This is a genomic window from Streptomyces cyaneus, assembly GCF_004028635.1.
In the GTDB taxonomy this organism is placed as follows: Bacteria; Actinomycetota; Actinomycetes; order Streptomycetales; family Streptomycetaceae; genus Streptomyces; species Streptomyces cyaneus.
Genome location: NZ_ML138678.1, coordinates 1,007,451 through 1,034,366, shown reverse-complemented (window position 1 = coordinate 1,034,366; position 26,916 = coordinate 1,007,451). Strand labels below are relative to the sequence as shown.

Annotated in this window: 17 protein-coding genes; 13 read left to right on the top strand and 4 right to left on the bottom strand. The window is 68.5% G+C overall.

Annotated features, from left to right (window positions below; genetic code table 11):
• The first annotated feature begins 9 nt into the window (after nucleotides 1-9).
• The 7 genes from mrdA to EHO50_RS04565 all read left to right on the top strand — a co-directional run bounded on the left by mrdA (nucleotide 10) and on the right by EHO50_RS04565 (nucleotide 13,668).
• Nucleotides 10-2,271, top strand: coding sequence for a penicillin-binding protein 2 (mrdA, locus tag EHO50_RS04595; protein WP_128428480.1), 2,262 nt, complete (start codon nucleotides 10-12; stop codon nucleotides 2,269-2,271).
• Nucleotides 2,268-3,467, top strand: coding sequence for a rod shape-determining protein RodA (gene rodA, locus EHO50_RS04590; protein ID WP_128428479.1), 1,200 nt, complete (start codon nucleotides 2,268-2,270; stop codon nucleotides 3,465-3,467). Before mrdA ends, rodA begins: the two co-directional genes overlap by 4 nt.
• A gap of 165 nt (nucleotides 3,468-3,632) precedes the next feature.
• Nucleotides 3,633-5,135, top strand: coding sequence for a CYTH and CHAD domain-containing protein (locus tag EHO50_RS04585; protein WP_128428478.1), 1,503 nt, complete (start codon nucleotides 3,633-3,635; stop codon nucleotides 5,133-5,135).
• 88 nt (nucleotides 5,136-5,223) lie between these two features.
• A complete protein-coding gene (locus tag EHO50_RS04580) occupies nucleotides 5,224-7,188 on the top strand; it encodes a TIGR03960 family B12-binding radical SAM protein (protein ID WP_128428477.1) in 1,965 nt (654 codons plus the stop codon).
• A gap of 343 nt (nucleotides 7,189-7,531) precedes the next feature.
• Complete coding sequence (locus tag EHO50_RS04575) at nucleotides 7,532-9,589, top strand: restriction endonuclease (RefSeq protein WP_181449551.1); 2,058 nt, start codon at nucleotides 7,532-7,534, stop codon at nucleotides 9,587-9,589.
• Nucleotides 9,590-9,844: 255 nt separating this feature from the next.
• Nucleotides 9,845-12,472, top strand: a complete 2,628-nt coding sequence (locus EHO50_RS04570; RefSeq protein WP_128428476.1) for an NACHT domain-containing protein — start codon at nucleotides 9,845-9,847, stop codon at nucleotides 12,470-12,472.
• Nucleotides 12,473-12,852: 380 nt separating this feature from the next.
• A complete protein-coding gene (locus EHO50_RS04565; RefSeq protein ID WP_128428475.1) occupies nucleotides 12,853-13,668 on the top strand; it encodes a S1 RNA-binding domain-containing protein in 816 nt (271 codons plus the stop codon).
• 286 nt (nucleotides 13,669-13,954) lie between these two features.
• Here EHO50_RS04565 and EHO50_RS04560 read toward each other — a convergent pair whose 3' ends face one another.
• The 4 genes from EHO50_RS04560 to EHO50_RS04545 all read right to left on the bottom strand — a co-directional run bounded on the left by EHO50_RS04560 (nucleotide 13,955) and on the right by EHO50_RS04545 (nucleotide 16,882).
• Nucleotides 13,955-14,365, bottom strand: coding sequence for a hypothetical protein (locus EHO50_RS04560; RefSeq protein WP_246101015.1), 411 nt, complete (start codon nucleotides 14,363-14,365; stop codon nucleotides 13,955-13,957).
• Nucleotides 14,362-14,802, bottom strand: coding sequence for a protease inhibitor I42 family protein (locus tag EHO50_RS04555; protein WP_128428474.1), 441 nt, complete (start codon nucleotides 14,800-14,802; stop codon nucleotides 14,362-14,364). Before EHO50_RS04555 ends, EHO50_RS04560 begins: the two co-directional genes overlap by 4 nt.
• Before the next feature lie 17 nt (nucleotides 14,803-14,819).
• Nucleotides 14,820-16,436 carry a WXG100 family type VII secretion target gene (locus tag EHO50_RS04550; RefSeq protein WP_128428473.1) on the bottom strand — a complete coding sequence of 539 codons (1,617 nt, stop codon included), beginning with the start codon at nucleotides 16,434-16,436 and terminating at the stop codon, nucleotides 14,820-14,822.
• Between the two features lie 65 nt (nucleotides 16,437-16,501).
• Nucleotides 16,502-16,882 (bottom strand): type VII secretion target, encoded by a 381-nt coding sequence (locus EHO50_RS04545; protein WP_128428472.1) that lies wholly within the window; start codon nucleotides 16,880-16,882, stop codon nucleotides 16,502-16,504.
• Nucleotides 16,883-17,257: 375 nt separating this feature from the next.
• Here EHO50_RS04545 and EHO50_RS04540 point away from each other — a divergent pair, with 375 nt between their 5' ends.
• From EHO50_RS04540 to rpmA, 6 genes are all read left to right on the top strand, one after another.
• Nucleotides 17,258-19,330: a TIR domain-containing protein gene (locus EHO50_RS04540; RefSeq protein ID WP_128428471.1), complete on the top strand. Its 2,073-nt coding sequence runs from the start codon at nucleotides 17,258-17,260 to the stop codon at nucleotides 19,328-19,330.
• A gap of 293 nt (nucleotides 19,331-19,623) precedes the next feature.
• Entirely contained in the window at nucleotides 19,624-20,736 is a 1,113-nt protein-coding gene (locus EHO50_RS04535) for a hypothetical protein (protein WP_128428971.1), read from the top strand.
• Between the two features lie 48 nt (nucleotides 20,737-20,784).
• Nucleotides 20,785-21,567, top strand: a complete 783-nt coding sequence (locus EHO50_RS04530) for a TIGR03936 family radical SAM-associated protein (RefSeq protein ID WP_128428470.1) — start codon at nucleotides 20,785-20,787, stop codon at nucleotides 21,565-21,567.
• A gap of 262 nt (nucleotides 21,568-21,829) precedes the next feature.
• Nucleotides 21,830-26,041 (top strand): Rne/Rng family ribonuclease, encoded by a 4,212-nt coding sequence (locus tag EHO50_RS04525; protein ID WP_128428469.1) that lies wholly within the window; start codon nucleotides 21,830-21,832, stop codon nucleotides 26,039-26,041.
• A gap of 266 nt (nucleotides 26,042-26,307) precedes the next feature.
• Complete coding sequence (rplU, locus tag EHO50_RS04520; protein ID WP_004931419.1) at nucleotides 26,308-26,628, top strand: 50S ribosomal protein L21; 321 nt, start codon at nucleotides 26,308-26,310, stop codon at nucleotides 26,626-26,628.
• Between the two features lie 14 nt (nucleotides 26,629-26,642).
• Nucleotides 26,643-26,897, top strand: coding sequence for a 50S ribosomal protein L27 (gene rpmA / locus EHO50_RS04515; RefSeq protein ID WP_010041940.1), 255 nt, complete (start codon nucleotides 26,643-26,645; stop codon nucleotides 26,895-26,897).
• Nucleotides 26,898-26,916: the final 19 nt, after the last annotated feature.

The following is a 26,916-nucleotide window of genomic DNA, read 5'->3' as shown; positions in this document are numbered from 1 at the left end:
GCAGCCGCAGTGACCAACATCCCCGAGACCGGCCGGACGCCACGCGTCCAGATCCGGCTCATCGTCATCCAAGTCCTCGTCCTCTCCCTCCTCGGCACCCTCGGCGGGCGCCTTTGGTACCTGCAGATCCGCGAGGGCGACGCCTACGCCAAGGAGGCGTCCGGCAACCACGTCCAGCAGGTCGTCCAGCCCGCCGTCCGCGGCTCGATCCTGGACGCGCGCGGAGTGCCGCTCGCCGACAACGAGACACGGCTCGTGGTCTCCGCCTCCCGCACCGACCTGCTGAAGATGAAGGACGACGGCAAGGCCGTCCTCACCAAGCTGGCCGGTGTGCTGGGCATGACGCCCAAGGAGGTCATGGAGAAGGTCCGGCTGTGCGACGCCGAGACCCCGCAGCCGTGCTGGAACGGCTCGCCGTACCAGCTGATCCCCATCACCGACGAGGCCACGCCCAAGCAGGCCCTGCAGATCCGTGAGCGCGCCGAGGACTTCCCCGGCATCACCGCCGAGCCGCAGGCCCTGCGCCGCTACCCGAGCCCCGGCGAGGCCAACACCGCCCAGGTCCTCGGCTATCTCTCCCCGGTCACCGACGAGGAGCTCCAGCAGGCCCAGGACACCGACTCGCCCTACCTGCGCTCCGACCAGGTCGGCCGCTCCGGCCTGGAGCGCAAGTACGACAAGGAACTGCGCGGCAAGGCCGGCGTCACCCGCTACGAGGTCGACAACCTCGGCCGGGTCATCGGCCAGGCCGAGGCCGACGCCGCTCAGGCCGGCTCCAACCTCGTCACCAGCATCGACGCCCGCGTGCAGCGGGTGGCCGAGTACGAGCTGAACGACGCGATGAAGAAGGCCCGCCAGGAGTGGGACCGCAACACCAACGAGCGGTACAAGGCCGACTCGGGCGCGGTCGTCGTGATGGAGGCCAAGACCGGCCGCATCGTCGCCATGGCGTCCAACCCGACGTACGACCCCAACGCCTGGGTGGGCGGCATCTCCGCCAAGGACTACAAGAAGCTCACCGGCAAGGCCTCCAACTACCCGCTGCTCAACCGCGCGATCCAGGGCCAGTCGGCGCCCGGCTCCATCTTCAAGGTCGTCCCGACCGCCGCCGCGGTCAACGCCGGCTATTCCTTCGACGGCCCCTACCAGTGCTCCAGCTCGTATTCGATCGGCGGCCAGGTCTTCAAGAACTTCGAGTCCAAGGGGTACGGCCCGATCAGCCTCGGCCGCGCCCTGGAGGTCTCCTGCGACACCGTCTTCTACCGCCTCTCGCACGAGGAGTGGAAGCGTGACGGCGGCACCAAGCCGAAGAAGAACGCCAAGGACTGGTTCTACAAGACCGCCCACCAGTTCGGCCTCGGCGCGGAGACCGGCATCGACCTCCCCAACGAGGTCACCGGCCGCATCCCCGACCGCAAGTGGAAGCAGGACTACTGGAAGGCCAACAAGGACGCCTGGTGCAAGTACGGCAAGAAGGGCGGCACGTACGCCGAGCAGATCGCCTACGAGAACTGCCTCGAAGGCAACCGGATGCGCGCCGGTGACTCCGTCAACTACTCCATCGGACAGGGCGACACCCTCGTCACCCCCATCCAGATGGCCACCATCTACGCGGCCATCTCCAACGGCGGCACCCTGTACGACCCCACTGTCGGCAAGGCCGTCCTGAGCGCCGACGGCAAGAGCGTGCAGGAGATCAAGCCCAAGTCGCACGGCAAGCTGCCCATAAGCCGGCAGACGCTGGCCGAGATGGACGACGCCCTCGCCGGTGTCGCCACCCGCGGTACCGCAGCCTGGCGGTTCGCCGACGTCGGCTGGCCGCAGGACAAGATCCCGATGCACGCCAAGACGGGTACGGCGGAGGTCTACGGCAAGCAGACGACCTCGTGGTTCGCCACGTACACCAAGGACTACGCGGTCGTCATGACGATCTCCCAGGGTGGTACGGGTTCCGGAGCCTCGGGCCCGGCCGTGCGCAACATCTACGACGCGCTGTACGGCGTCTCCGACGACGGCACGATCAACAAGAAGAACGCGCTGCTGCCGACACCGCAGAAGAGCCTGCCGAAGGTCCGGACGGACGGGACCATCACCTCGCCGAAGGTCTCCAAGGACCCGGCGAAGGAACAGCGGGCCAGCCAGGAGAACAAGGCCGCGCCGGACGAGCAGCAGCTCGCCGGGACGGTCGCGACGCCGACGGCCGAGAACCGGGACACCCGGCGCAGGCGAAGCAGGAGCCGCAGGCGCGGCAGCCGGAGGTTGCTCACATGACCGGCGTCAACAGCTTCCAGGTCTCCGGGTACGGGCCCGAACGGGCGGGCTGGACCCGCCTGTTCGCCCGCGACTCGCTCGCCCGTCGGCTCGACTGGCCGATACTGCTGGCGGCGACGGCCCTGTCGCTGATCGGCTCGCTCCTCGTCTTCTCAGCGACCCGCAACCGCACCGAGCTCAACCAGGGCGACCAGTACTACTTCCTGGTCCGGCATCTGCTGAACACCGGCATCGGCCTCGCCCTGATGGTCGGCACGGTCTGGCTCGGCCACCGCACCCTGCGCACCGCGGTGCCGATCCTGTACGGCCTCTCGGTCTTCCTGATCCTGCTGGTGCTCACCCCGCTCGGCTCCACGATCAACGGCGCCCACTCCTGGATCAAGCTCCCCGGTGGCTTCTCCCTCCAGCCCTCGGAGTTCGTGAAGGTCACGATCATCCTGGGCATGGCGATGCTGCTGGCGACGAGAGTGGACGCGGGGGACAAGCAGTACCCCGACCACCGCACGGTGGTGCAGGCGCTGGGCCTGGCCGCCGTACCGATGCTGATCGTGATGCTCATGCCCGACCTCGGCTCGGTCATGGTGATGGTGGTGATCGTGCTGGGCGTGCTGCTCGCGTCCGGGGCCTCCAACCGCTGGGTCTTCGGGCTGATCGGCGCGGGGACGACGGGCGCCATCGCGGTCTGGCAGCTGGGCGTCCTGGACGACTACCAGATCGCCCGCTTCGCGGCCTTCGCCAACCCCAGCCTCGACCCCGCGGGCGTCGGCTACAACACCAACCAGGCGCGCATCGCGATCGGTTCGGGCGGGCTCTCGGGCGCCGGGCTGTTCCACGGCTCGCAGACGACCGGCCAGTTCGTGCCGGAGCAGCAGACCGACTTCGTCTTCACGGTGGCGGGGGAGGAGTTGGGCTTCGTCGGCGGCGGGCTGATCATCCTGCTGCTCGGCGTGATCCTGTGGCGGGCCTGCCGTATCGCGCGCGAGACGACCGAGCTGTACGGGACGATCGTCGCGGCGGGGATCGTGGCGTGGTTCGCCTTCCAGGCGTTCGAGAACATCGGGATGACCCTGGGCATCATGCCGGTGACCGGTCTGCCGCTGCCGTTCGTGTCGTACGGCGGGTCGTCGATGTTCGCGGTGTGGGTGGCGGTGGGGTTGCTGCAGTCGATCCGGGTGCAGCGTCCGATGTCCGCGTAGGCCTTCGGCGGTGGGGCCGTTCGGGCGGTGACAGGTGGCCGAGGTGGCCGTCGCTGGGTCGCTCGGGGTTGCCCTCAGGCGCCCGCTTTCGGCTGAGTTGGTTTACCTGGGGTTCATGGCTGGTAAGCCCTGTCATCCCGTCGTCGCTCCCACTAGATTCGGTTCATGGCGGACACGAAGCGCGAAATCGAGCGGAAGTATGAATCCGACGACAGCGGCCTGCCCGACCTGACCGGCGTCGCCGGGGTCGCGGCCGTCATCGACAAGGGTGTCGCGCAGCTGGACGCCACGTACTACGACACCGCGGACGAGCGACTCGCCGCGTCGTCGATCACCCTGCGTCGCAGGACGGGAGGGTCCGACGCCGGCTGGCATCTGAAATTCCCCGTGGCCCAGGGGGTGCGGGACGAGATCCAGGCACCGCTGTCCGACGACCTGCCCAAAACCCTTGCCGGCCTCGTCCGCTCCCGGGTCCGGGACACCGAGCTGGTGCCCGTGGTCCGGCTGCGCTCCGACCGCGATGTGCGCGACCTCGTCGACGCCGACGGCCGGCTGCTGGCCGAGGTCAGCGTGGACGCCGTACTCGCGCAACGGCTCGCCGGAGGGGACGGCAGCGCCCAGTGGACCGAGATCGAGGTGGAGCTGGCGGACGGTGTCGACCCGGCCTTCCTCGACAAGGTGGAGAAGCGGTTGCGCAAGGCGGGGGTACGGCCGTCGAAGTCGGCGTCGAAGCTCGCGCGCGCCCTGGCGGAGACCGCGCCGAAGAAGCCCGACCTCGCGTCCGTCGAGGACCCCGTGACCGCGGGCGACCACGTGCTCGCGTACGTCCGCGTCCAGCGGGACGCGATCGTCGGGCTCGACCCGGCCGTACGCCAGGACGTCGAGGACTCCGTCCACAGCATGCGCGTCGCCACCCGTCGGATGCGCAGCACCTTCAAGTCCTTCGGCAAGGTCCTGGACCGGGCGGTCACCGATCCGATCGGCGACGAGCTGAAGTGGCTGGCCGGCGAGCTGGGGGTGGACCGGGATCGCGAGGTGCTGAACGAACGGCTGTCGGCGGCTCTCGACGAGGTGCCCCACGCGCTGGTCTCCGGTCCGGTCGCCGAGCGGCTGAGCCACTGGGCGGGTGACAGGCCCGGCGGGGCGAGCGGCCGGCTGATCGGGGTCCTCGACTCCCGCCGCTACCTGGCGCTGCTCGACGCCCTGGACGGGGTGCTCACCGACCCGCCCCTGCTGAAGGCGGCCGGGAAGAAGCCGGGCAAGGTGCTCCCCAAGGCCGTGCGGAAGGACTTCGGCAAGGTCACCGCGCTCGTGGAGCAAGCTCTGGAGCTGGAGCCCGGCACCGACCGGGACGTCGCCATTCACGAGGCTCGCAAGAAGACCAAGCGCACCCGCTACGCGGCGGAGGCGGCCACCCCGGCCCTCGGCAAGTCGGCCAAGTCCTTGACCAAGTCCATGAAGTCCCTGCAGAACCTGCTCGGGGAGCATCAGGACAGCGTCATGGCCCGCCAGACCCTGCGCGAGCTGTCCGCGGTCGCGCACGCGGCGGGGGAGAGCGCCTTCACATACGGGCTGCTGTACGGGCGTGAGGAGCAGCGGGCGGCGGCCGTGGAGGCCGAGCTGCCCGCGTTCTGGGACGGGAACAAGGGCGGGGCGGACGTCCTGTGAGCCCTTGGAGGTGCTGGGGGTGTCCGCGGCCGCGTTAGGCTAGATGGTCACCCCTGTCATTTCAGTCCAGCTCACGAAGGTTCGCGAGATGCCTGCCGAAGTCGCTGCGTCGGTGTTCCCGCAGCTCGAAGCTCTGCTCCCGCATGTGCAGAAGCCGATCCAGTACGTCGGCGGAGAGCTCAACTCCACGGTCAAGCCGTGGGAGTCCTGCGACGTCCGCTGGGCGCTCATGTACCCGGACGCCTACGAGGTCGGCCTGCCCAACCAGGGCGTCATGATCCTCTACGAGGTCCTGAACGAGCAGGAGGGCGTCCTCGCCGAGCGCACGTACAGCGTGTGGCCGGACCTGGAGGCGCTGATGCGCGAGCAGGGCGTCCCGCAGTTCACGGTGGACAGCCACCGGCCGGTACGCGCCTTCGACGTGTTCGGGCTGAGCTTCTCCACCGAACTCGGCTACACGAACATGCTGACGGCCCTGGACCTTGCGGGCATCCCGCTGGAGTCGAAGGACCGGACGATCGACGACCCGATCGTGCTGGCCGGCGGCCACGCGGCCTTCAACCCCGAGCCGATCGCGGACTTCATCGACGCGGCGATCATCGGCGACGGTGAGCAGGCCGTGCTGGACATGACGAAGATCATCCGCGAGTGGAAGGCCGAGGGGCAGCCCGGCGGCCGCGAGGAGGTCCTCTTCCGCCTCGCGAAGACCGGCTCGGTGTACATCCCGGCGTTCTACGACGTCGAGTACCTCGCGGACGGCCGTATCGCCCGCGTCGTGCCGAACAAGTCGGGCGTCCCGTGGCGCGTGTCCAAGCACACGGTCATGGACCTCGACGAGTGGCCCTACCCCAAGCAGCCTCTCGTCCCCCTCGCCGAGACGGTCCACGAGCGCATGTCGGTGGAGATCTTCCGCGGCTGCACCCGGGGCTGCCGCTTCTGCCAGGCGGGCATGATCACGCGCCCGGTGCGTGAGCGCTCGATCACGGGCATCGGCGAGATGGTCGACAAGGGCCTGAAGGCGACGGGCTTCGAAGAGGTCGGCCTGCTGTCCCTCTCCTCGGCCGACCACAGCGAGATCGGCGACATCGCGAAGGGCCTGGCGGACAGGTACGAGGAGGACAAGATCGGCCTGTCCCTCCCCTCCACCCGCGTGGACGCGTTCAACGTGGACCTGGCCAACGAGCTCACGAGGAACGGTCGCAGGTCGGGCCTGACCTTCGCCCCCGAGGGCGGCTCCGAGCGCATGCGCAAGGTCATCAACAAGATGGTCTCGGAAGAGGACCTGATCCGTACGGTCGCGACGGCGTACGGCAACGGCTGGCGCCAGGTGAAGCTGTACTTCATGTGCGGCCTGCCGACGGAGACCGACGACGACGTCCTGCAGATCGCGGACATGGCGATGAACGTGATCGCCAAGGGCCGTGAGGTCTCGCGGTCCAACGACATCCGCTGCACGGTCTCGATCGGCGGCTTCGTCCCGAAGCCCCACACCCCGTTCCAGTGGGCGCCGCAGCTCTCCGCCGAGGAGACGGACGCCCGCCTCGAGAAGCTCCGCGACAAGATCCGCGGCGACAAGAAGTACGGCCGCTCGATCGGCTTCCGCTACCACGACGGCAAGCCCGGCATCGTCGAAGGCCTCCTCTCCCGGGGAGACCGCCGCATCGGCGCGGTCATCCGCGCGGTCTACGACGACGGCGGCCGCTTCGACGGCTGGCGCGAGCACTTCTCCTACGACCGCTGGATGAGTTGCGCCGACAAGGCGCTGGCCCCCTTCGGCGTCGACGTCGACTGGTACACGACGCGCGAGCGCACGTACGAGGAGGTCCTGCCCTGGGACCACCTCGACTCCGGCCTCGACAAGGACTGGCTCTGGGAGGACTGGCAGGACGCCCTCGACGAGACCGAGGTGGAGGACTGCCGGTGGACGCCGTGCTTCGACTGCGGGGTGTGCCCGCAGATGGACACCTCCATTCAGATCGGCCCGACCGGGAAGAAGCTGTTGCCTCTGACGGTCAAGAACGCTGCGTCGGCGCCTAGCGGTCACTCTCACTGAGGTGGGCGAGGCACTCGATCGGGTGATTGCGGCCCTGGCTGGGGCGAGCGAAAAACAGGTGGCCGCCGCGCTGGCTGCTGTCGGGGTTTTTGGTCTTTGAGTGGGTCTGAGTGCTCAGACCTTTCTGAGGCCCGTACGGCGATGTTGAGCCCCCTCTTGATACAGAGGGGGCTCAATGCTGTCCGACGCCGGTGAGCTGCCTGAAGAGTCGGCTCAGCTTGCCTTTGGCAAGTTGATATCCAGGATGGTGATTGCTGGATAAAGTCGGATTGTTACTACTGGTTGCGGGGGCAACCAGGTCTTGGTCGGCGGTGCCGACGTCCCTGGGGAGGGCAGGTAACGCATGAGTCGTCGCTCTGCTGGTTTGGTCGGCGTCTGGGCTGAGATGCAGCGTCAGCAACAGCGCCAGATGGAAGCCGAGGGGAGACAGCACAGGGAGGAAGCTCGGCAGGCGCGGGCTTACCAGCGGCTCGCTGCTCAGGGGCATCGAGAGTTCCGGCAGGCGGAGGCCAGGCGGCGTACGGAGGAGATCGAAGCCCAGGTCGCGTCCCTACAAGGGCTGCTGGTCGCTGGTTGCCAGGCCACGGTCTTCAGAGCGTCGTCCTTGATGCACCTCGAGGAGGTTGCGCCGTTCGATCCAGGGCCGCTTGCGTGGCCTGTGCGTATGCCGGATCAGAGCCAGTACCAGGCGCAGGGAGGCTGGACCGCAAGTCGGCGTGCACAAGCTCAGGCCGAGGCGCGGGCTCATTTCGAACGCGACTGGCACGCGGCGCAGACTGCCGAAGCGCAGCGCCAGCAGCAGTTAGCGGCCGCACAGCGGGAGTACGAGCGAGGGGCGGAGGCTCAGCGGTCGGAAATACGTCGGCACAACGCCGGCATTGTCGAGGTGACCGCGGGGGTGAGGCGAGGCGAGCCGGACTCCGTGATCGAGTACTTCTCGGCCGCGCTCTACTCGTCGACTGCCTGGCCCGAAGGGTTCCCGCGGCAGGTGGCCGCAGCTTTTGACCCAGCGGCGCGGCAACTCGTCCTGGACTGGGAGATGCCCACGTACGACGTCGTGCCCGAGGCGAAAACGGTGAGGTACGTCCCCTCTCAGGACCAAGACAAGGAGACCGCTCGTCCTGTGACCCAGCGTCGGGCGCTGTACCGGGAGGTGCTGGCGCAGAGCATGCTGCTGGTGTTGCATCAGCTGTTCGCCGCGGATGAGTACGGCATCCTCGACTCGGTCGCTTTGAACGGCTTCGTGGACGCGCCCGACCCGGCGACGGGAAGGCAATCGCACATCTTTCTGGCGACTGTCATGGCTGGACGGTCGGGCTTCACCGAGCTGCATCTGGAGCAGGTGGATCCCGTCAGCTGTCTGACCGACGCTTTGCGCGGACAGCTCGCCACTCGCCCCGATCAGCTCACCTCGGTGCGGCCGAGCCGTCAGCCTCAGGAGGTCGGCAACCACGTCGTCACCCACGGTGGGGATGAGGAGCCGGATCTGTATGACATGGATCCGATCGCCTTCGAGTCTCTGGTCGCGGAGCTGTTCCGTGCCATGGGCATGCAGGCGGTGACGACTCAGCGCTCGAACGACGGGGGCGTTGATGTCGACGCGCTGGACCCCACACCCATCCGAGGCGGCAAGATCGTCGTACAGGTGAAGCGCTACCGAGCAACGGTGCCTCCAACCGCTGTGCGGGACTTGTACGGCACTGTCCAGGACCGCGGCGCCAACAAAGGCGTCCTGGTGACCACCTCGGCATTCGGACCGGGCTCGCACACCTTCGCCCGGGGTAAGCCCCTGGAGCTCATCTCGGGCAGTGAGCTTGTCGATCTGCTGCACAGGCATGGTCTTCGTGGCCGCTTGGGGCAGGGAGGGCGAGCGGCTTCCACGCAGACGACGCCGTCCGGGCCGGCAACCCCGACTGACGACTACAACGTGTTGGGCATGACGTGGTCCGGGAACGTCGCATTGGACGTGTGCGCACTCGTCTGCCGTGGCAGCCGGGTTCTGAGTGAGGAGCACTTCGTGTTCTTCAACAACCCGCAGACTCCGGATGGTTCGGTGCGAGCAGTGCCGGCGCAAGCGCCGGACAAGGCAGCGATTCGTGTTTCCTTCGACGCGCTCCCGCAGGAGGCCGATCGGTTCGTGCTCGTGGCTGCTGTTGACCCAGAGGTGAACCCGGACGCGGACCTGTCAGGCTTCACCGACGCCTGTATCCGGCTGCTGGACCCGGCAAGGGCAGAGCTCGGCCGACTTGACGTCTCGGATGGCCGTTCCGGGGAGACGGCTCTGGTACTGGGCTCCTTCCGGCACCGGCCGAATGGTGACTGGGACTTCGTCCTCGGCGGAAAGGGCTACCCACGAGGACTGGAACAGCTCCTCCAGGACTACGGCATCGAGGTGGAGTAGCACCACCACGCCCTGTGTAGTTCCGGGCGTGCCCGGCCGTGGACACCAATATTCAGGTCGACCAGACCGGGAAGAAGGTGTTGCCGTTGACGATGAAGGCGACCGCGCCAAGGCTTAGCTGTCCGTCAGATGAAACATGACCTCCAACGGCCTCGAAACGGTGGACCTCTGCCCCTGGGGGGTGATCCTTTCACTTTGGCCCCAGTCGTGCATTCAACGGCCATGGTCGGCCTCGGAGTTCTATGCTGAAGCATCATGGAACCGGTGAGCATTGGGGCTCGACTCGCATCGAGCGTCGTTGTCCCGTTGGTGAAGAAGCTGTTTGTGGTGGACGGGTCCGGTGCAGGTCTGGTAGACCGCCCCGTGCGCGTCTCCCAACTAGTCTCATTTCGCGGAGAGAAACGGACTCTCTCGGACTCTGATCTCCGCAAGGTCGCAGAAGAGTTGGTGGATCGCGCAGCGCAGTCGACCGGAGTGTCGGAGCGCCTTCCTGGTTACGAGCAAAGTGCAGTGGTGAACGCGGTCACACACTCACTCAGCTCCCTGGGGCATATCGAAATGGACGATGTCCAAGCCGTCCGGCTCGGCTATCTGGAACTGTCTCGACTCCTGCGGTCGAGAAACCAGGCAGCCACACTTGGTCTCTCGAGCGATGCAGTGCTCCTGCATGCAAGCGTCGTAGATACGGCCTGCTTGCACATCCTGCACTTCTTCACCACGAGATCTACCTTCGTGCCGCGCACATTAGTTGAGCAAAGTCGCAGGATCGAAGAACTCTCTTCGAAGATCGATGCACTTATTCTGCGGAGCCCTTCCCCGGCGGACGGCGGTTTTGAGGAACGGTATGCGCGCTACATCTCCAAAAAACATGGCAAGTTAACCATTTTCGGCCTTGATCTGTCCGAATCGTCGGCTTCCTGGCCTCTCGACGCGGCCTATTTGAGCTTAGAAGCGACCGAGACTGCGGTTGGCGAGGTTCCGCTGGTGCTCCCCGCCGAAAAAGTCCTTGCCGGGCGTGATCGGGTGCTGTTGCGAGGAGTGGCAGGTTCCGGAAAAACCACGCTGGTGCAGTGGTTGGCGGTCAGTGCCGTTCGTAACGACCTCGATGAGCGGCTCCTATATCTGCATGGCTTGGTGCCGTTCGTACTGCCTCTGCGGTCACTGACCCGAGCCGGGGCAAGGCTGCCCGCCCCGGACGAGTTGCTTGCTGCCGTAGGATGTCCGATCGCCCATGCCCAGCCCACAGGCTGGTACGACCGTGTTCTCACTGCGGGGCGTGGGTTGATGTTGGTCGACGGAATCGACGAGATGCCCGAGGGGGAACGCGAGGAAGCCCGCAACTGGTTGAAGGATCTCATCGATTCCTACCCCAAGAATCATTGGCTTGTGACTTCACGTCCCTCGGCCGTGCGAGAACACTGGCTAGCAGACGAGGGGTTCTCGGAACTGGATCTGTCGCCCATGAGTCGCGACGATGTCGCTGCGTTTATCGAACGTTGGCACAAGGCGGCCGGAAGTGCAGATGCCTATGGCAAGGAATTACTCTACGCAATACGGGCTAAACAGGAACTTGCCCGGCTTGCCACCAACCCACTCATGTGCGCACTGATTTGTGCGCTGCATCGTGACCGTAGGGGCTACCTTCCCGATGGGCGTAAAGAACTTTATGACGCGGCTCTGTCCATGCTGCTGTCCAGACGAGACCGGGAGCGTGGTGTCTACAAAGCGGGCGACATGCGTATCGGCGAAACACACCAGGTTCAGCTGATCCAGAAGCTGGCTTATTGGTTGATCCGCAATGGTCGTTCGGAGATGGATAAAAGTGATGTGCTGGACTTGCTGTCCCAAGCACTGACGGCGATGCCACGTGTCGCGGAGCAGGGCACGGTGAAGCAGATCTACCAACATCTTCTAGTTCGAAGTGGCCTGCTTATCGAGCCCATTGAAGGCACTATGCAGTTCATTCACAGAACATTTCAAGACTACCTCGGAGCGAGAGCGGCGGTGGAGAGCCTCGATTTCGACTTCCTAGGTGGTAGCGCCCACCTTGACCAGTGGGAGGACGTCATCCGAATGGCTGTGGCTCACGCGCGCCCGGCAGAACGTACCCGATTACTCACTAGTCTGGTCGAACGCGGCGACTCTTCCGCAGATATTCGCCACCGCCTGCATCTGCTGGCTGCGGCGTGCTTGGACGACGCCACAGAGCTTGATCCTTCTGTGCGAACCGAAGTTCAGCGGCGTGCCGAGCAGCTTATTCCCCCGCGTTCCATCGCCCAGGCTCGCGGCCTCGCAGAGGTCGGCCCGGTTGTGCTCGAACTGCTGCAAGGTCCGGAAGGTCTCACTTCAGACGAAGCCTACTTCACCGTCCTGGCCGCTGTTCGGGTCGGGACCGATGCAGCTATTTCTGTGTTGACTCGTTTCCGGGCCGTAGATGACTTACGGGTGCGTGCTGAACTAGCCCTAGCGTGGAGTCGATTCGACACTGAACGCTACGCTGAAGAAGTCATCGCCCATTTACAGGAGGACGACTTCTATTTCGTGGTTTCAAGCAGTCGAGAACTTCAGGCCCTGCGCAGATTCGGTGGAAGATCACTATTGAAGATAGTCTCGCCTATCAGTCCCGAGGAGATTAAACGCTATTGTGTTGCTGATCGCCTCGTAGGGCTGTGCATCGCGGCGGAACTGCGTTGTTCTTGGGAGTGGCTCGGTGATTTTCCCCGTCTTACGCAGTTGACACTGGAGACTTCCCTGCCCGAGATCGATGTGACTTCGTTGCGGCAAGTCTTTTCCCTCCGCACTCTTCAGTTACCCGCCGGAACGAGGGTGGTTGGAGTGGAACGGTTGTCTCCAGGCCTGGAGATCATCATCGGTGCTGGTTGAACGGCTCCCACGGGTCGAATAACTCGGTGCTGACGGCCTGCCATCCGAGAGAGGGAGAGATTGACCGCCGGTGCCGGGATGCGGCCAGTGCCCCTGGGAGCACGATGCGATCGCCGCATGGCTCCTCGCGCCGGGCTCGTCTGTGAGTCCGGACATTCGTCCGGGAAGTGCAAGCAGTACATGAGCGGGCGCGATCCGTGCATGGTTTTAAGCTCGTTGGCTTATGTCCGCAGATGGACACGCACATCCAGGTCGGGCCTCCGCGTCCGCCAGTGCCGACGGTCTCCTCCCGTACGCCTTGCCCGTGCTGGGGAGCAGCGCAGCCATTTCAATCCGAGGTGGAGTAGGTCTGACGATCTCTCCGTGAGAGCCTTTGCTGTATGGGGGATGCGTCGGCTGGACAGGTCGTCCGAAGGTTTCTGGCGGCGTTCCGTGTCGGTGACGTCTGCCATGGGACGGTCACCGCGGTTTCTCGGTCTGAGATGTCGGTGACCCTGGACGGCTTCCCCGACCAGCCGCTCGGGACGGTGGGGACGTTGGATGGTTCCTGGCGGCGGAGCTTCGCCGACGTTGCCGTGGTCGGACAGAGGATCACCGGCGAGGTGATCGCTGTGGATCTGGATGCGGGCCGGATCAGGTTGTCGATGGCGGCCACTGAGAACCCGGAGCTCTGGGCGTTCCTCAAGCGGCTTCGCCGTGGTGAGATCCTGGTCGGCACGGTGGCGGCGATCGAGCGGTTCGGAGTGTTCGTGGCGCTGGACGAGGGTCCCGGCCATCCGGTCTATCCCGGCGTCGGCTTCATCACGTATCCCGAGCTGTCGTGGCGTCGTTTCGAGGCGGCGACCGATGTCGTTGAGGTCGGGCAGCGGGTGTCGTGCGAGTTCTTGCAGTTCGACACATGGAACGGGGAGGCTCGGCTGTCCCTGCGGGCTACCCAGCCGGACCCCTTCCTGAAATTCGCCGAAGGCATCGTGGTGGGCCAAGGGCTGAGCGGGCGGGTGACCAAGCTGGTCCCGTTCGGCGTCTTCGTGCAGGTCGCCGAGGGCATTGAGGGCCTGGTGCACCTGTCCGAGCTGAGCTCGGTGCCCGTGGAGGCGCCGGAGGATGTCGTACAGATCGGCGATCAGCTAACGGTTGTCGTCACGAACGTCGACCGAGAGCGACGCCGACTGTCGCTCTCTCGTCGACAAGCCTGAGCGACTGCGGTTCGGATTGTGAGGCCATCCGGCAGGCCGTACTGGATCACCTCATCAAGACCGACCAGACCGCAGGGAACGGGAGGAGGGGCCCAGGAGTCCCGGCGCCTCTTGGTCCAGGCGCCGCTGGCAGCAGTCCCAAGGAGACGACAGCGCCGAGTCCGGCGGGGCGTCGCCGAGCGATCTGTTGCGGCGCGGCGGCCGCCCCGCCGGTACAGGAGCGACTGTCGGGTCGCGTCTGACAACCGATGTGGACGCAGTCCCCACGGGGCCGCAGGGGCTGGGCTCAGCGGGCGGCGCGCTCCCGGGTGGTGCGGCGCAGCCCGATGAGTTCGGCGACCGCCTCCAGCCACCGGGCCACGACCTCGTCGCCCTCCACGGGCCGGGCCACCGACGTGGCCGCATCCAGCCAGCCGCGCATCAGGTCCGAGGCCGCCGGCTCGGGCAGCAGCTCCGGCAGCCGGGCGGTGTAGCCGGTGCCACCGCTGCGGACGGTCCTGCCGAGGAACGCCACCGAGCGGGGCTGGACCCCGAGGCGGTCGAGCGTGACCGCGGCGCCCACGGCTCCGTCGCCGAACAGGGCGCTGCGACGCGGGCCCGGGGCGCCGATGCCGTAGCGCAGGAGCATGGCGACGTCGGCCTGCGCCGACTCTTCGTCGGTCTTGCCGGGGTTCATCGGTACCTCCGTTCCGGTCATCGCACGGTGACCGTGTAGATGAAGTACGCCGGGTCGTTGCCGGGGTTGCCCGTCGCGGTGCGGTCGTCGCCGTCGGGGCATTCGCCCAGCACGCAGTAGCTCATTTTGATCTTCGTGGTGCCCGCGGCGACGGCCTGGAAGGTGAAGGTCTGCGTACCGTCACCACCCCCGTCGAGACCGCTGTCCCCCTCGAAGTCGTCCTCCCGGTCGCCCTCCTGGCGCACCGTTGCATGGTCGGGACCGGGGCGCACGATGCTCCAGTCCTGGCCCATCGAGGGGTTGGCCGGGAGCGTCAGCTCGAACGTGTCGCCCGCCTCCACTTCGATGGACCGCTCGTCGGCCTCGAACGTCTCGGGGCCGACGAGGCCGCACCCGGACAGCATCACGGCCGTCAGCGGCAGGGCCAGGGCGGCGGACAGGCGGTGGTTGGACTTCACGGGGATCGGCCTTCCGTTCACTGGGCGGGCAGGTGGACGCCGTAGGCGTCGGGCAGGTCCTTGTCGGAGGCCTTGCCCATGTTGCCGTTGACGAAGTCGTCCTCGCTGACCCACGTCGTCGTTCCCCAGGGGTTGTAGACCTGCAGCATGTCGCCCTCCTGACCGATGATCATCATGGAGTGGCCGACCCGGTCGCCGTCCTCGTCCTTGCCCTCGACGCCGATCGGCACCGGTCTGCCCTCGGCGACGGCCCGCTGGATGTCGGGGAGCGCGTCCCGGCGGTCGTCGGCGCTCCTGACCTCCTGGAACTCGTACTCGCCGCCCGTGTGCGGGCTGATCTCCTTGTTGGAGATCTCGGTCTTGCCGTCGTTGTCCATGCCGTCGGGTGTCGAGCCGAAGGGGAAGTCGTACGCGTCGTTGCCGTCGCCCTCGTCGTGCATCCGCAGCTGTTCGTCGCGCAGCCGCTCCCGGAAGGCGCCAGGGTCGTCCTCCTGCCCGGACGGGCCGCCGGTGAGTTCGAGGGCGTACACCGGATCGACCATGGCGCGCCCGGTGACGACGGTCGACGGCACGCAGGTGTTGCCTTCCTGCGACCACCTCTCGCCGTTGAACCTCTGCTCGTCCGTATTGTGGTTGGAACCCTCCTTGGGGCCGCTGGTGTTGATCCCCTCGTCGTTCATGCTGTCCCCGGCCGTGGTGACCGGCGTCAAGTGCCGCTGCAGCCAGTCCGGGTCCTTGCCGTGGATCTTGTCGCGGAACTCGCCGACCTCCTTGACGTCGTACCCGGCGGCCAGTGCCTTCACGAGGTACGCCCGTTCCTGCGGGGTCTTCGCCTCGGCGAGCATCCGCTCGAACTCGGCCTCCTCACGGGCGTCGAGGCGCTCCATCGCGCGGCCCGAGCGCTCCAGGTCGTTCGCGGTCAGCAGCTCGTTCATCTCCGCCGGGCCGCCGGGGCCCGCGATGTCGGCGAGTACGAGGCGGTCGGCGGCGGAGATGTTGTCGGTCTTCATCTGGCCCGCCCGGGCCTCGGACGCCAGCTTGTTGAGGTCGCGCGCCGCGGCCCGCGCCGCGTCGTCGGCCACCTCCGCGGCGGTGTGCATCGTCTTGGCGCCCGCGGCCGCGATGCTGCGGGCCCGCAGCCGCTCCGCCTCTTCGGCGTCCTTCTCCACCATGTCGTCGAAGAAGCCGTCCTCACCGCCGAGCATGCCGAGCGCCTCGCGCAACTGCTCGCGGCCACCCTTGTCCTGGGCCTTGGCGTTGGTCAGCGCGTCGGCCAGGCGGAACAGGGCGCCGGCCGCGCCGCTGAACGCTTGCTCCATCTGCTCGGCGGAGCGCGCCGCCGCCATCACCACCTCGGACGCCCGCGCCCCGGTGCTGCCCACCCAGGCGTCGGGCAGGCCCTCGTTGGCGACCTTCTGCACCCGCCGGTGCACGTCGGCGACGTCGTCGATCTGTTTGCGGTAGGTCTTGGCGAGACCCTCGATGACCCCGGGGTCACCTACCGGCGCCGAGACGCCCAGGGCGTTGTTGATTGCCCCGATGAGATCGTTCTTGCTGTCGGCCGAGGAGATGGAGTCGTGGTACTCGGCGAGCTTCTGGCGGCGGTCGGTGGTGGATTCGCCTGCGTCGGACATGACGGGTGCGGCCTTCTGTCGTGGTGAGGGCAGGAGTGCGGACTCGTACGCGGTACGTAGGACGCTCAGCCGAAGTCGGACAGGCCGCGCGGCGGCGTGCCGGGCGCGGGCGTCGTCGTCACGCCCTCGCCGCCCGCCGCGCTCATGCCCCGGATGGAGGCGTGCTCGGCGCCCTGGTAGTTCGCCTTGGACACCCGCACCTTGTCGGCCAGCTCGTGCAGGGCGCTCTCGAGGACCTTGGCCTCTGCCTGCCAGTCACCGGCGAAGTTGTTGTACGCGGGGCCCGCGTCGGAGCCGCCGAGGACGTCCGAGGGGTAGCAGGCGGTGTCCTTGACCGCCCTGGCGATGGCACCGACGTCGTCACCCGCCGTGTCGAGTGTCTGCGCCTCGCTGTTCATCGCGCTCGTCTGGACTTGATAGCCCCCGGCGTGCCCTTGCACGGTCATGCTCGGCCCCCGTTTTCTGATCTTGAGGGCGCAATGTAGCAGGGGCCGGTGGCATGAACACAGCGACCCTCACCGCCCCCGCGCAGTTGATTTCCAGGACGGGTACCGGGAGAACCGGCAGGTGGAGGCGGGAGGCCTGGAGCAGCTTGTCCAGGACTACGGCATCGAAGTGGAGTAGCTGGGAGGGCGTCGTGAATATTGCTGTGCGTGTCCACAGATGGACACGCACATCCAGGTCGGGCCGACGGGCAAGAAGCTGCTGCCGTTGAGCGTGGTCAACAAGTAGGCGTCAAGCGGATGTTCGGCCCCGTGTGCACCATAGGGTGGACGCGGGGTCGAGTGCTGTAGGCCCGGGGGCCCGGTGGGGGAGGCGGGATGGGCGAGGTCGACGCACTGGTCATCACGGCGCTCAAGGACGAGTACGACGCCGCCCGGGCGGCCGGCTCGGCGGGGTACGCGGACAACCCGGGGGTCATGGCCTGGGAAGAGCGCGAGCGGGAGTCCACGACCCCCTACCTGGTCGGCAAGTACCTTCTGGCCGACGGCTCCCACATGACCGTCGGACTCGCGCGCCCCACGCGGATGGGATCCGCCGCCACGGCGCCTGTGGTGTCGTCGCTCGTCGAGCGACTGCGTCCCCGATGCCTCGCCATGTGCGGCGTGTGCGCGGGCAATCCGGCCGAGGTCGCGCTCGGCGACGTGGTCGTGGCCGAGCTGGCGTACGCCTACGACGAGGGCCGGCGCACCCCCGACGGTTTCGAGGGGGACCACCGCCAGATTCCCGCGCAGGACGTCTGGGTCCGTGCGGCGCAGGATCTGGTCACCACAGATCTCCCGAGCTACGGCGAGGTGTCGGGGACGGAGGCGAGGATCTGGCTGCTGGAGCGTCTCTACGCGGGCGACGACCCCAGACGGCACCCGGCACGGTCCCGTTACCTGTCCGGGCGATCGTGGGTCGAACAGATCCAGGCCCTGCAATCGGACGGCCTGGTCACGCGCGACGGCGCCGCGCTGTCTCTGACGGACGCGGGTTACTCCTTCATCGAACAGGCCGTCTATGACGACCTCAACGGACCCGCCAAGCTGCCGTACGCCGTCGCCGTGGGGCCGATGGCGAGTGGGAACGTGGTGGTGAAGGACGGCCTCACCTGGGACCAGCTGAAGAGGTGGGGCGTTCGCTCCGTCACCGGTCTGGAGATGGAATCCGCCACCATCGCGCATGTCGCGCACAGGCTGAACCTTTCCGACTGGGTGGTCGCCAAGGGCGTCATGGATCATGCCGACCCCCGCAAGGACGACCGTTACAAGCGGTTCGCGGCCCGTTCCTCCGCGGAGGTTTTGTTCAAGCTGCTGGCGCTGCGGATGGCTACGCAGAGGAGCCGTGAACAGGTCAGAGCGACGTCGCGGGTCAGGTCGGTCCATGTCATCGGCGGCGTCACCGGGGAGACCACCTACCCCGACTACGAGAAGTCCCAGGTCGCGCACGTCTGTACGCAGTTGGGGGAAGCCGTGGCCAAGGCCGGCGCGGAACTCATCGTGTGCAGCCCGTTTCCTGACTCCGCCGATCTACACACGATCATCGGTTACGTCCAGTCCGGCGTGGGGCGCGTCGTCCATCTGCACAGTCCCCGTCACCCACGCGTCGCCCAGAACCAGAAAGAGTTGCTGGAGATGCTGGGAACCGGCCACAGCGTCGAGATCAAGAACTGGTACTACCCCGGCCCCGAGGACGACGACTCCTGGGAGCAGGCGTGGCTGCTCTGCCAGATCCAGGCGCTCGAGGAAGCCGATGTGCTGATCTCGGTCGGCGGCCGTGTCGCGAAGACCGCCAACACCCTGCTGCACCTGGCCGAGGCCAGGGGGAAGCCGATCGTGCCGTTCGAATTCCTCGGTGGTGCGTCCCGACGGGCGTTCGAGCGGCGCAACTGGGCGGGTGTCCATCCCGGGCTGGATCACAGTCGGCTCAAGGACAAGGAAGCGGTCGTCGACGTCATGGAGATCGCGGAGTATCTGGTGACCGCGCGGTTGCGTAATCCGCACAACTACAGATGGCCGCCGACTCGCGCTTTCATCAGCCGTGCGTCGCCCGACTCGGAATTCGCGCAGGCCCTGGAGGTGCAACTCTCCGGTGTCGGGATCACACCGCTGATCGGCGAGCGAGAGCTGCGGCCGGACCGCATGGTCAAGCCGACGATCGAGGACGCGCTGCTCTCCGCCGATCTGTTCATCGCCCTGTGGAGCCGGTCGTACGCCTTGAGCAGGTTCTGCTACGACGAACTCGAACTGGCTCTGCGCCGACACCAGGTGGGTGAACTCCAGCTCTGGATCATCAATCTCGACGGCTCGGACATCGTCCCTCCCGCGGCTCGCAAGCTGCCGCAGACCGTGGCAAGGTCCCCCCATGCCCTGGTCGCGCTCGTCCGGGAACTGCTGGATCGGGAGAGGTGAGCCCGAGTCAGGGTGCCGAGGTGGCCGAGGTGGCCATGGGCCCGTTCGTGGGTGAGGAAGTCGGCCAGACCGTGCTCGTCGCGGAAAGCGCCCTGCGGTGACCAGGCCGACGTCGTCGTCCGGGAACGCCGTGCCGTACATGGCGCCGGCCGGGCCCGCCCGTCACCGGCGGCCGGAGCCGCCCGCCCATGATCCCGATCCCGGCTCCCGCTTCTCTTCGAACAGGCCCGGTCGATGCCGGATCGTGTCCCCGGCCCGGCATCCGCCCGGCCCGTTCCGGCGTCTACGACGACATGGACCTCGAAAAACCGCCACCGCAGCGCCAGGACCCCGAAGGGTGCCTGGTCGTCGCGATCCGTATCCCGGTGCGGATCGTCGTACTCGTGCTGGTCGTGCCGGTGCGGATGGCATGGGATGCGCTCGTCGTCGGTGGGCGCTTCCTGAACGACACGGTGCTCCGGCCGCTCGGGCGGGCGTTGCTGTGGCTCGGGCGGGCGCTGTTCGTCTGGCCGTTCGTGGCGTTGTGGCGGTACGTCGTCGTGCCCGTCGCGAAGGGGCTCGCCTGGCTGGGGAACGTGCTCTTCGTCATACCTGCGGTGTGGCTGTACCGGTACGTGCTGACGCCCGTGGGGCACGCGTGCGCGTGGCTGGCGCGAGGGATCGGGGCCGGGCTGGAGTGGCTCTACGCGCGCGTGCTCACGCCGGTCGGGCATGCGGTGATGTGGGTCCTGAGGGGGCTCGGGGCGGTGCTCGCCGCGATCGGGCTCGGGGTGTTCGGCGTGGTGGCGTGGCTGGTGCGGTATCTCCTCGTCGTGCCCGCTCTGTGGGTGTACGAGTGGATCCTCGCGCCGGTGGGGCGGGCGATCGCCTGGTGCGGCCGGGGCCTCGTGTGGCTCGTGAGCACGGTCGCCACCGGGATCGGTGTCGCGCTGTACTGGATCGCGCGCGTGCTGTTCGTGCTGCCCGCGGTGGGCCTGTACCGGTGGGTGCTCGCGCCCGTCGGCCGTGTGCTCGCCGTCATCGGCAGGGAGATCTGGGACGCGCTCGGGCACGCGTGGCGGGTCGCCGGGCGGATCTCGCTCGCCGTCGGCCGGTTCCTCGCGAACCTCTTCCGGTGGGTCTTCGTGGAGCCGGTGCGCTGGGCGTACCGGACGGTGCTCACACCGGTCGGGCACGTCGTCCGGGACGCGGTGCTGCGACCCGTCGCCCAGGCCGCCCGCAGTGTGGGACGCGCCACCCGGCAGGCGCTCACCGCCGCCCGTGAATCCGTACGGCAGGCGCGAGCCGACTTCCGGCGGATGCTGTTCGGGGAACCGAAGCAGCGGGAGGCAGTGGCCCGGCGGGAACCTCCGGGACGCGAGACACGTACTCTTGGTAGCAGTACGACCGCTCTCACGAAGGACTGAACGACACTGGGCAAGCGACAGCCCGAAGGCCCGCCGCCCGCACCCGCGGTGCAGCGCATCCGACTGCGCTACACCAAGCGCGGCCGCCTCCGGTTCACCAGCCACCGTGACTTCCAGCGCGCCTTCGAGCGTGCGCTGCGCCGCGCCGAGGTGCCGATGGCGTACTCGGCGGGGTTCACGCCGCATCCGAAGGTGTCGTACGCCAATGCCGCACCCACCGGCACGGGCAGTGAGGCGGAGTACCTGGAGATCGCGCTCACCGAGGCGCGCGATCCGGAGCAGTTGAGAGTGCTCCTCGACGAGTCGCTGCCCGCCGGGCTCGACGTCATCGAGGCGGTCGAGGCCCGGATCTCCGGGCTCGCCGACCGGCTCACGGCGTCCGTCTGGGAGCTGCGGCTCGACGGCGTGGACCCGGCGGACGCCGAGCGCGCGGTCGCGGCCTTCAACGCCGCCGGGACGGTCGAGGTCCAGCGCATGACCAAGAACGGCGTGCGCACCTTCGACGCCCGCCCGGCGGTCGTCCACCTCGAAAGCACCGACGGAACGGAAACACACAGTTCGGCAGCTGATAGGCCGACCGACCAGCCCTGTGCGATACTGCGGCTGGTTGTTCGGCACGTGACGCCTGCCGTACGACCCGACGACGTCCTGTCCGGTCTCCGCGCCGTGGCCGACCTGGCGCCGCCGGTCCCCGCAGCGGTGACCAGGCTGGCGCAGGGGCTGTTCGATGAAGAGACCGGCACGGTGACCGACCCGCTCGCGCCCGACCGCGAGGCAGCGACGGCCCCAACCGAGGCCGAGACCGCTGCCGCCGCGACGGCGCCGGCGTAAGGAAGGTTCCGCGTAGGGACGGACGTCGAAGCGCCGCCCTCGTACTCGGGAGCCACCTGGGTCGGGCAGCGCACCGACCAGAAGACTTTCGCCAGGCCGTACGCATTCGGCGTACGGAACCGGCGAGACAGGACACAGAGAGCTCCCGTGCGGCGCCCGCGCCCCGGACGGCGGCAGTCGCGCGATGCGCGAGCCGCGGACGTCACCGGCATATCGCCGGACCAGGTGCGGCGCCCGGGAGCCTGACGGGAGAAACGCCCGCATGCTCGAACCGACCGAACCCACTGAGGGTTCCGAACTGAACACCCCCAGCGACACCCTGCCGCCGCGCCGCCGGCGCCGCGCCGCGTCGCGTCCGGCGGGGCCGCCGTCGGCCGCCGCCGAGGCACAGGCCACAGAGATGGTCGAGCCGGCCATACCGGTCGCCGATGCCGCGGATGTCGCAGCGCTGACTGACGAGGCCGAGACGGCCGAGGAGAGCATCGAGGCCGCCGAGGCCCAGGTGACTCCTGAGGCTGCAGAAGCCGAAGCGACCGCAGAGGCTGAAGAGACCGCAGAGACGGTGGAGGCTGCGCCCGCCGGTCGTACGCGTCGGCGCGCGGTGCGTCGTGCGTCCGCGCCCGCCGGGGCGCCCGCGGCTGCCGAGGCGGCCGAGACCGTGGTGCCGGTGGCTGCCGCCGCGCCCGTGGCCGAACAGAGCCCGGCCGCTGCTGAAGCGCCTGCGGCTGAGAGCGCCGAGGTGACCGAGGAGGCCGCGCCTGCCGCCCGTACGCGTCGGCGTGCGGTGCGTCGCGCGTCGGCGCCTGCCGGTTCCCCGGAGAAGGCAGAGGCCGCCGAGACCGTGGTCTCCGGTGCCGAGAGCCCTGGCGCCGCCGAGGTGCCGGCCGCTGCTGAAGAGCCTGCGGCTGAGGGTGCCGAAGAAACCGAGGAGACTGCGCCGCGTCGTACGCGTCGGCGCGCCACGCGTCGGGCCTCCGCGCCTGCCGGTGGCCCGGCCGCTGCCGAGGCCGCCACGCCCGCGGCGGCTGACGCCGGCGCTGAGGCGGCCGTGAGTGCCGAGATCTCCGCCGAGGCGGAGGAGCCGGTCGAGGCTGCCGTGCCCGTTGCGTCCGCCGACTCCGGCGAGGCCGCCGAGGCTGCCGCCCCGCGTCGCCGGCGTCGCGCCACGCGGCGTGTGTCCGCGCCCGACGAGGCGTCCGAGGCCGCGGTTGCCGAGACTCCGGCCGAGACGCCGGTGACGGCGGAGACCCCCGTGACCCCCGGCATCGAGGCGGAGAGCGCCGCGGTGACCGGTGTCGGAGCGCCCGCCGAGGCGCCCACGGCCGAGGCCGACGAGGAAGCCACCCCCCGCCGTCGTCGTCGGGTCGTCCGACGCGCCGCCGCCGGGTTCGCCGCGCCCGCTCAGGCCCCCGCCTCCGAGGCGCCCGAGGCCCCGCGCCCGGCCCGGCCCGCCGTGGCCGTGTTCCAGGCGCCCGTGTTCACCGAGCCGCAGTTCCAGACGCCCCAGCGGGCCGCCGCCGAGGCCGCCGCCGAGGCGGAGACCGAGGACGTCGAGGAGTTCCCGGAGGAGCAGGCGGGCGCCTCGCGGCGTCGTCGTCGGCGCCGGGGCGGCGCGTTCGGCGAGGAGACCGAGGCCCAGGTCGTCGAGGCCGCCGCCGAGGACGAGACCGAGGAAGCCGAAGAGGCCGCCGAGGACGTCGAGGACGTCGTCGAGGGCGAAGAGGCCGAGGAGGCCGAGGAGACCGGGTCGCGTCGCCGTCGTCGGCGTGGTGGCCGGCGTCGTCGCCGCGGTGAGGCCGCGGAGGCCGAGGGCGGTGAAGGCGAGGGCGAGGAGCTCGCCGCGGCGCAGGCCGCGCAGGACGCCGAGGACACCGCCGAGCAGGAGGAAGAGGACGCCGAGGAGGCGGGCGGCGAAGAGGGCGGCGGTTCCAGCGCCAGCAGCCGTCGCCGCCGTCGCCGTCGTCGTCGCGCCGGTGACACCGGTGTCGACACCGAGCCCGGCGAGGGCGACCCCGAGCGCACCGTCGTCAAGGTCCGCGAGCCCCGTCCCGTGCGGGAAAAGGGTGCCGAGCCGTCCGACGAGGTGCAGTCCATCAAGGGCTCCACCCGCCTGGAGGCCAAGAAGCAGCGCCGCCGGGAAGGCCGTGAGCAGGGCCGCCGACGCGTTCCGATCATCACCGAGGCCGAGTTCCTGGCCCGCCGCGAGGCCGTCGAGCGCGTGATGGTCGTCCGTCAGCACGGCGACCGTACGCAGATCGGCGTCCTCGAGGACAACGTGCTCGTCGAGCACTACGTCAACAAGGAGCAGTCGACCTCGTACGTCGGCAACGTCTACCTGGGCAAGGTCCAGAACGTGCTGCCGTCGATGGAGGCCGCCTTCATCGACATCGGCAAGGGACGCAACGCGGTCCTCTACGCGGGCGAGGTGAACTTCGAGGCGCTGGGCATGGCCAACGGGCCGCGGCGCATCGAGTCCGCCCTGAAGTCCGGCCAGTCCGTGCTCGTCCAGGTCACCAAGGACCCGATCGGACACAAGGGCGCGCGTCTGACCAGCCAGGTCTCCCTGCCGGGCCGCTACCTCGTGTACGTCCCCGAGGGCTCCATGACCGGCATCAGCCGCAAGCTGCCCGACACCGAGCGCGCGCGTCTGAAGACCATCCTCAAGAAGATCGTCCCCGAGGACGCGGGCGTCATCGTCCGTACGGCCGCGGAGGGCGCCTCCGAGGACGAGCTGCGCCGTGATGTCGAGCGACTGCAGGCGCAGTGGGAGGACATCCAGAAGAAGTCGAAGAACGGCAACGCCCCGACGCTGCTGTACGGCGAGCCGGACATGACCGTCCGGGTCGTCCGCGACATCTTCAACGAGGACTTCACCAAGGTCGTCGTGAGTGGTGACGAGGCGTGGGAGACCATCCACGGATACGTCTCGCACGTCGCACCCGATCTGGCCGACCGGCTGTCCAAGTGGACCTCCGAGGTCGACGTCTTCGCCACCTACCGGATCGACGAGCAGCTCGCCAAGGCGCTGGACCGCAAGGTCTGGCTGCCCAGTGGCGGCTCGCTGGTGATCGACCGGACCGAGGCGATGGTCGTCGTCGACGTCAACACCGGCAAGTTCACCGGTCAGGGCGGCAACCTCGAGGAGACGGTCACCAGGAACAACCTGGAGGCGGCCGAGGAGATCGTCCGCCAACTGCGGCTGCGCGACCTCGGCGGCATCATCGTCATCGACTTCATCGACATGGTGCTGGAGTCCAACCGGGACCTGGTGCTGCGGCGTCTGCTGGAGTGCCTGGGCCGGGACCGTACGAAGCACCAGGTCGCCGAGGTCACTTCGCTGGGCCTGGTCCAGATGACCCGTAAGCGGGTCGGCCAGGGCCTGCTGGAGTCCTTCTCCGAGACCTGCGTCCACTGCAACGGGCGCGGCGTCATCGTGCACATGGAACAGCCGACGGCCGTCGGTGGCGGCGGCAAGCGCAAGAAGCGCGCGCGTGCCGGTGCCGGGCCCGAGCAGGTGCACGAGGCCGCCGTCGCCGCCGAGCCGGTCGAGACGGCCGAGGAGGAGGCGGAGACCGAGATCGAGGTCGCTGCCGAGGTCGCCGAGCCCGCCGCGCTGCCCGAGCCGGCCTTCGCGCCGGACGAGGAGCTGTACAGCAGCATCGCCGAGGCGGAGGCCGCGGCCGGCCGTGGCGGTCGTTCGCGGCGCCGCGGCGGTCGGCGCGTGTCCGCTCCGGCGGGTGCGCCCAGGAAGCCCGAGGCGGTTCCCACGGCTCAGGACGTGACCGTCGCCGAGGAGGTGGCGCGTCCGGTGCAGCCGGAGTCGGCCGCCGAGGCGAAGGCCGAGCCCATGGCTGCGGAGGACGCGGTCGTCGAGGCCCCGGCCGCTGAGGTTCCGGCTGCGGAGGTCCCGGCCGCCGCACCGGTCGCCGAGGAGGCCGCGCCCAAGGGGCGTACGCGGCGTCGTGCGACCCGCAAGGTGTCCGCGCCCGCCGGGTCGCCCGCGGGGGCCGAGGCCGCCGTGGTCACGGTCAGCGAGGCCGCGTCCGCGCCCGAGCCGGAGGTCGAGGCCCCGGCCGCGGCTCCGGCGGAGCAGGCCGAGGAGGCCCCGGCCGAGGCGGTCGCCGAGAGCGCCGCTCCGGCCCGTCCGCGCCGCCGTGCCGTGCGCAAGGCCACCGCGCCGACCGCGTCCGAGGAGACGGCCGTCGTGGTCGTCCCGGCGACGGAGGCGGAGCCCGGCGCCGCTGCGGAGGCCCCGGCCGCCGAGGAGGGCGTCGAGGAGACGGCTCCGGCCAAGAAGACGGCCCGTAAGACGGCCAAGAAGGCCACGGCGAAGAAGGCCGCCGCCAAGAAGACCGCGGCCAAGAAGACGGTCGCGAAGAAGGCGACGGCCAAGAAGGCGGCGAAGACCGCCAAGACGGCCGCGGCCAAGTCGACGGCGAAGAAGACCACGGTCTCGGCCGCCACCGACGAGTGACGCTCACCGAAGAGTGACGCTCAGCGACGAGTGATACGAAGTGCGGCCGGTCTCTGTGACCGGCCGCACTCCGTTGGAGCCCGGCCCGGTTTGACCCCCTCGGCCATGGCCCCGTAACCTTGACCGTCGGCGTGTCCGTGGATATAGGCACGCCACATCCCCGTAAACCTCTTCCTCCGGAGCACAGGGTGTTCCGGAGAGGCCGCCCGCGTGCGTGGTGGCTGGACTTCGGGGGTGCCGTTTTTGAGCGAGAGAGTGAGATCCGCGTGTACGCCATCGTGCGCAGCGGTGGTCGCCAGCACAAGGTTGCTGTCGGCGACATCGTTGAGGTTGACAAGATTTCCACTGCCAAGGTTGGCGACACGGTCGAGCTCTCGACCCTGCTCGTTGTCGACGGCGACGCTGTGACCAGCGACCCGTGGGTGCTGGCCGGCATCAAGGTCCAGGCCGAGGTCGTGGACCACCACAAGGGCCAGAAGATCGACATTCTGCGCTACAAGAACAAGACCGGCTACCGCCGTCGTCAGGGCCACCGCCAGCAGTACACGGCGATCAAGGTCACTGAGATCCCCGCGGCTGCGAAGTAAGGGACTGAGGAGAGATGGCACACAAGAAGGGCGCATCGTCCACCCGGAACGGTCGCGACTCGAATGCCCAGCGGCTCGGCGTGAAGCGCTTCGGCGGTCAGGTCGTCAACGCGGGTGAGATCCTGGTCCGCCAGCGCGGCACCCACTTCCACCCCGGCGCGGGCGTCGGCCGTGGCGGCGACGACACGCTGTTCGCCCTGCAGGCCGGTTCGGTGCAGTTCGGCACCCACCGTGGCCGCAAGGTCGTGAACATCGTTCCGGTCGCCTGAGTCCCCTGACTCAAGGCTT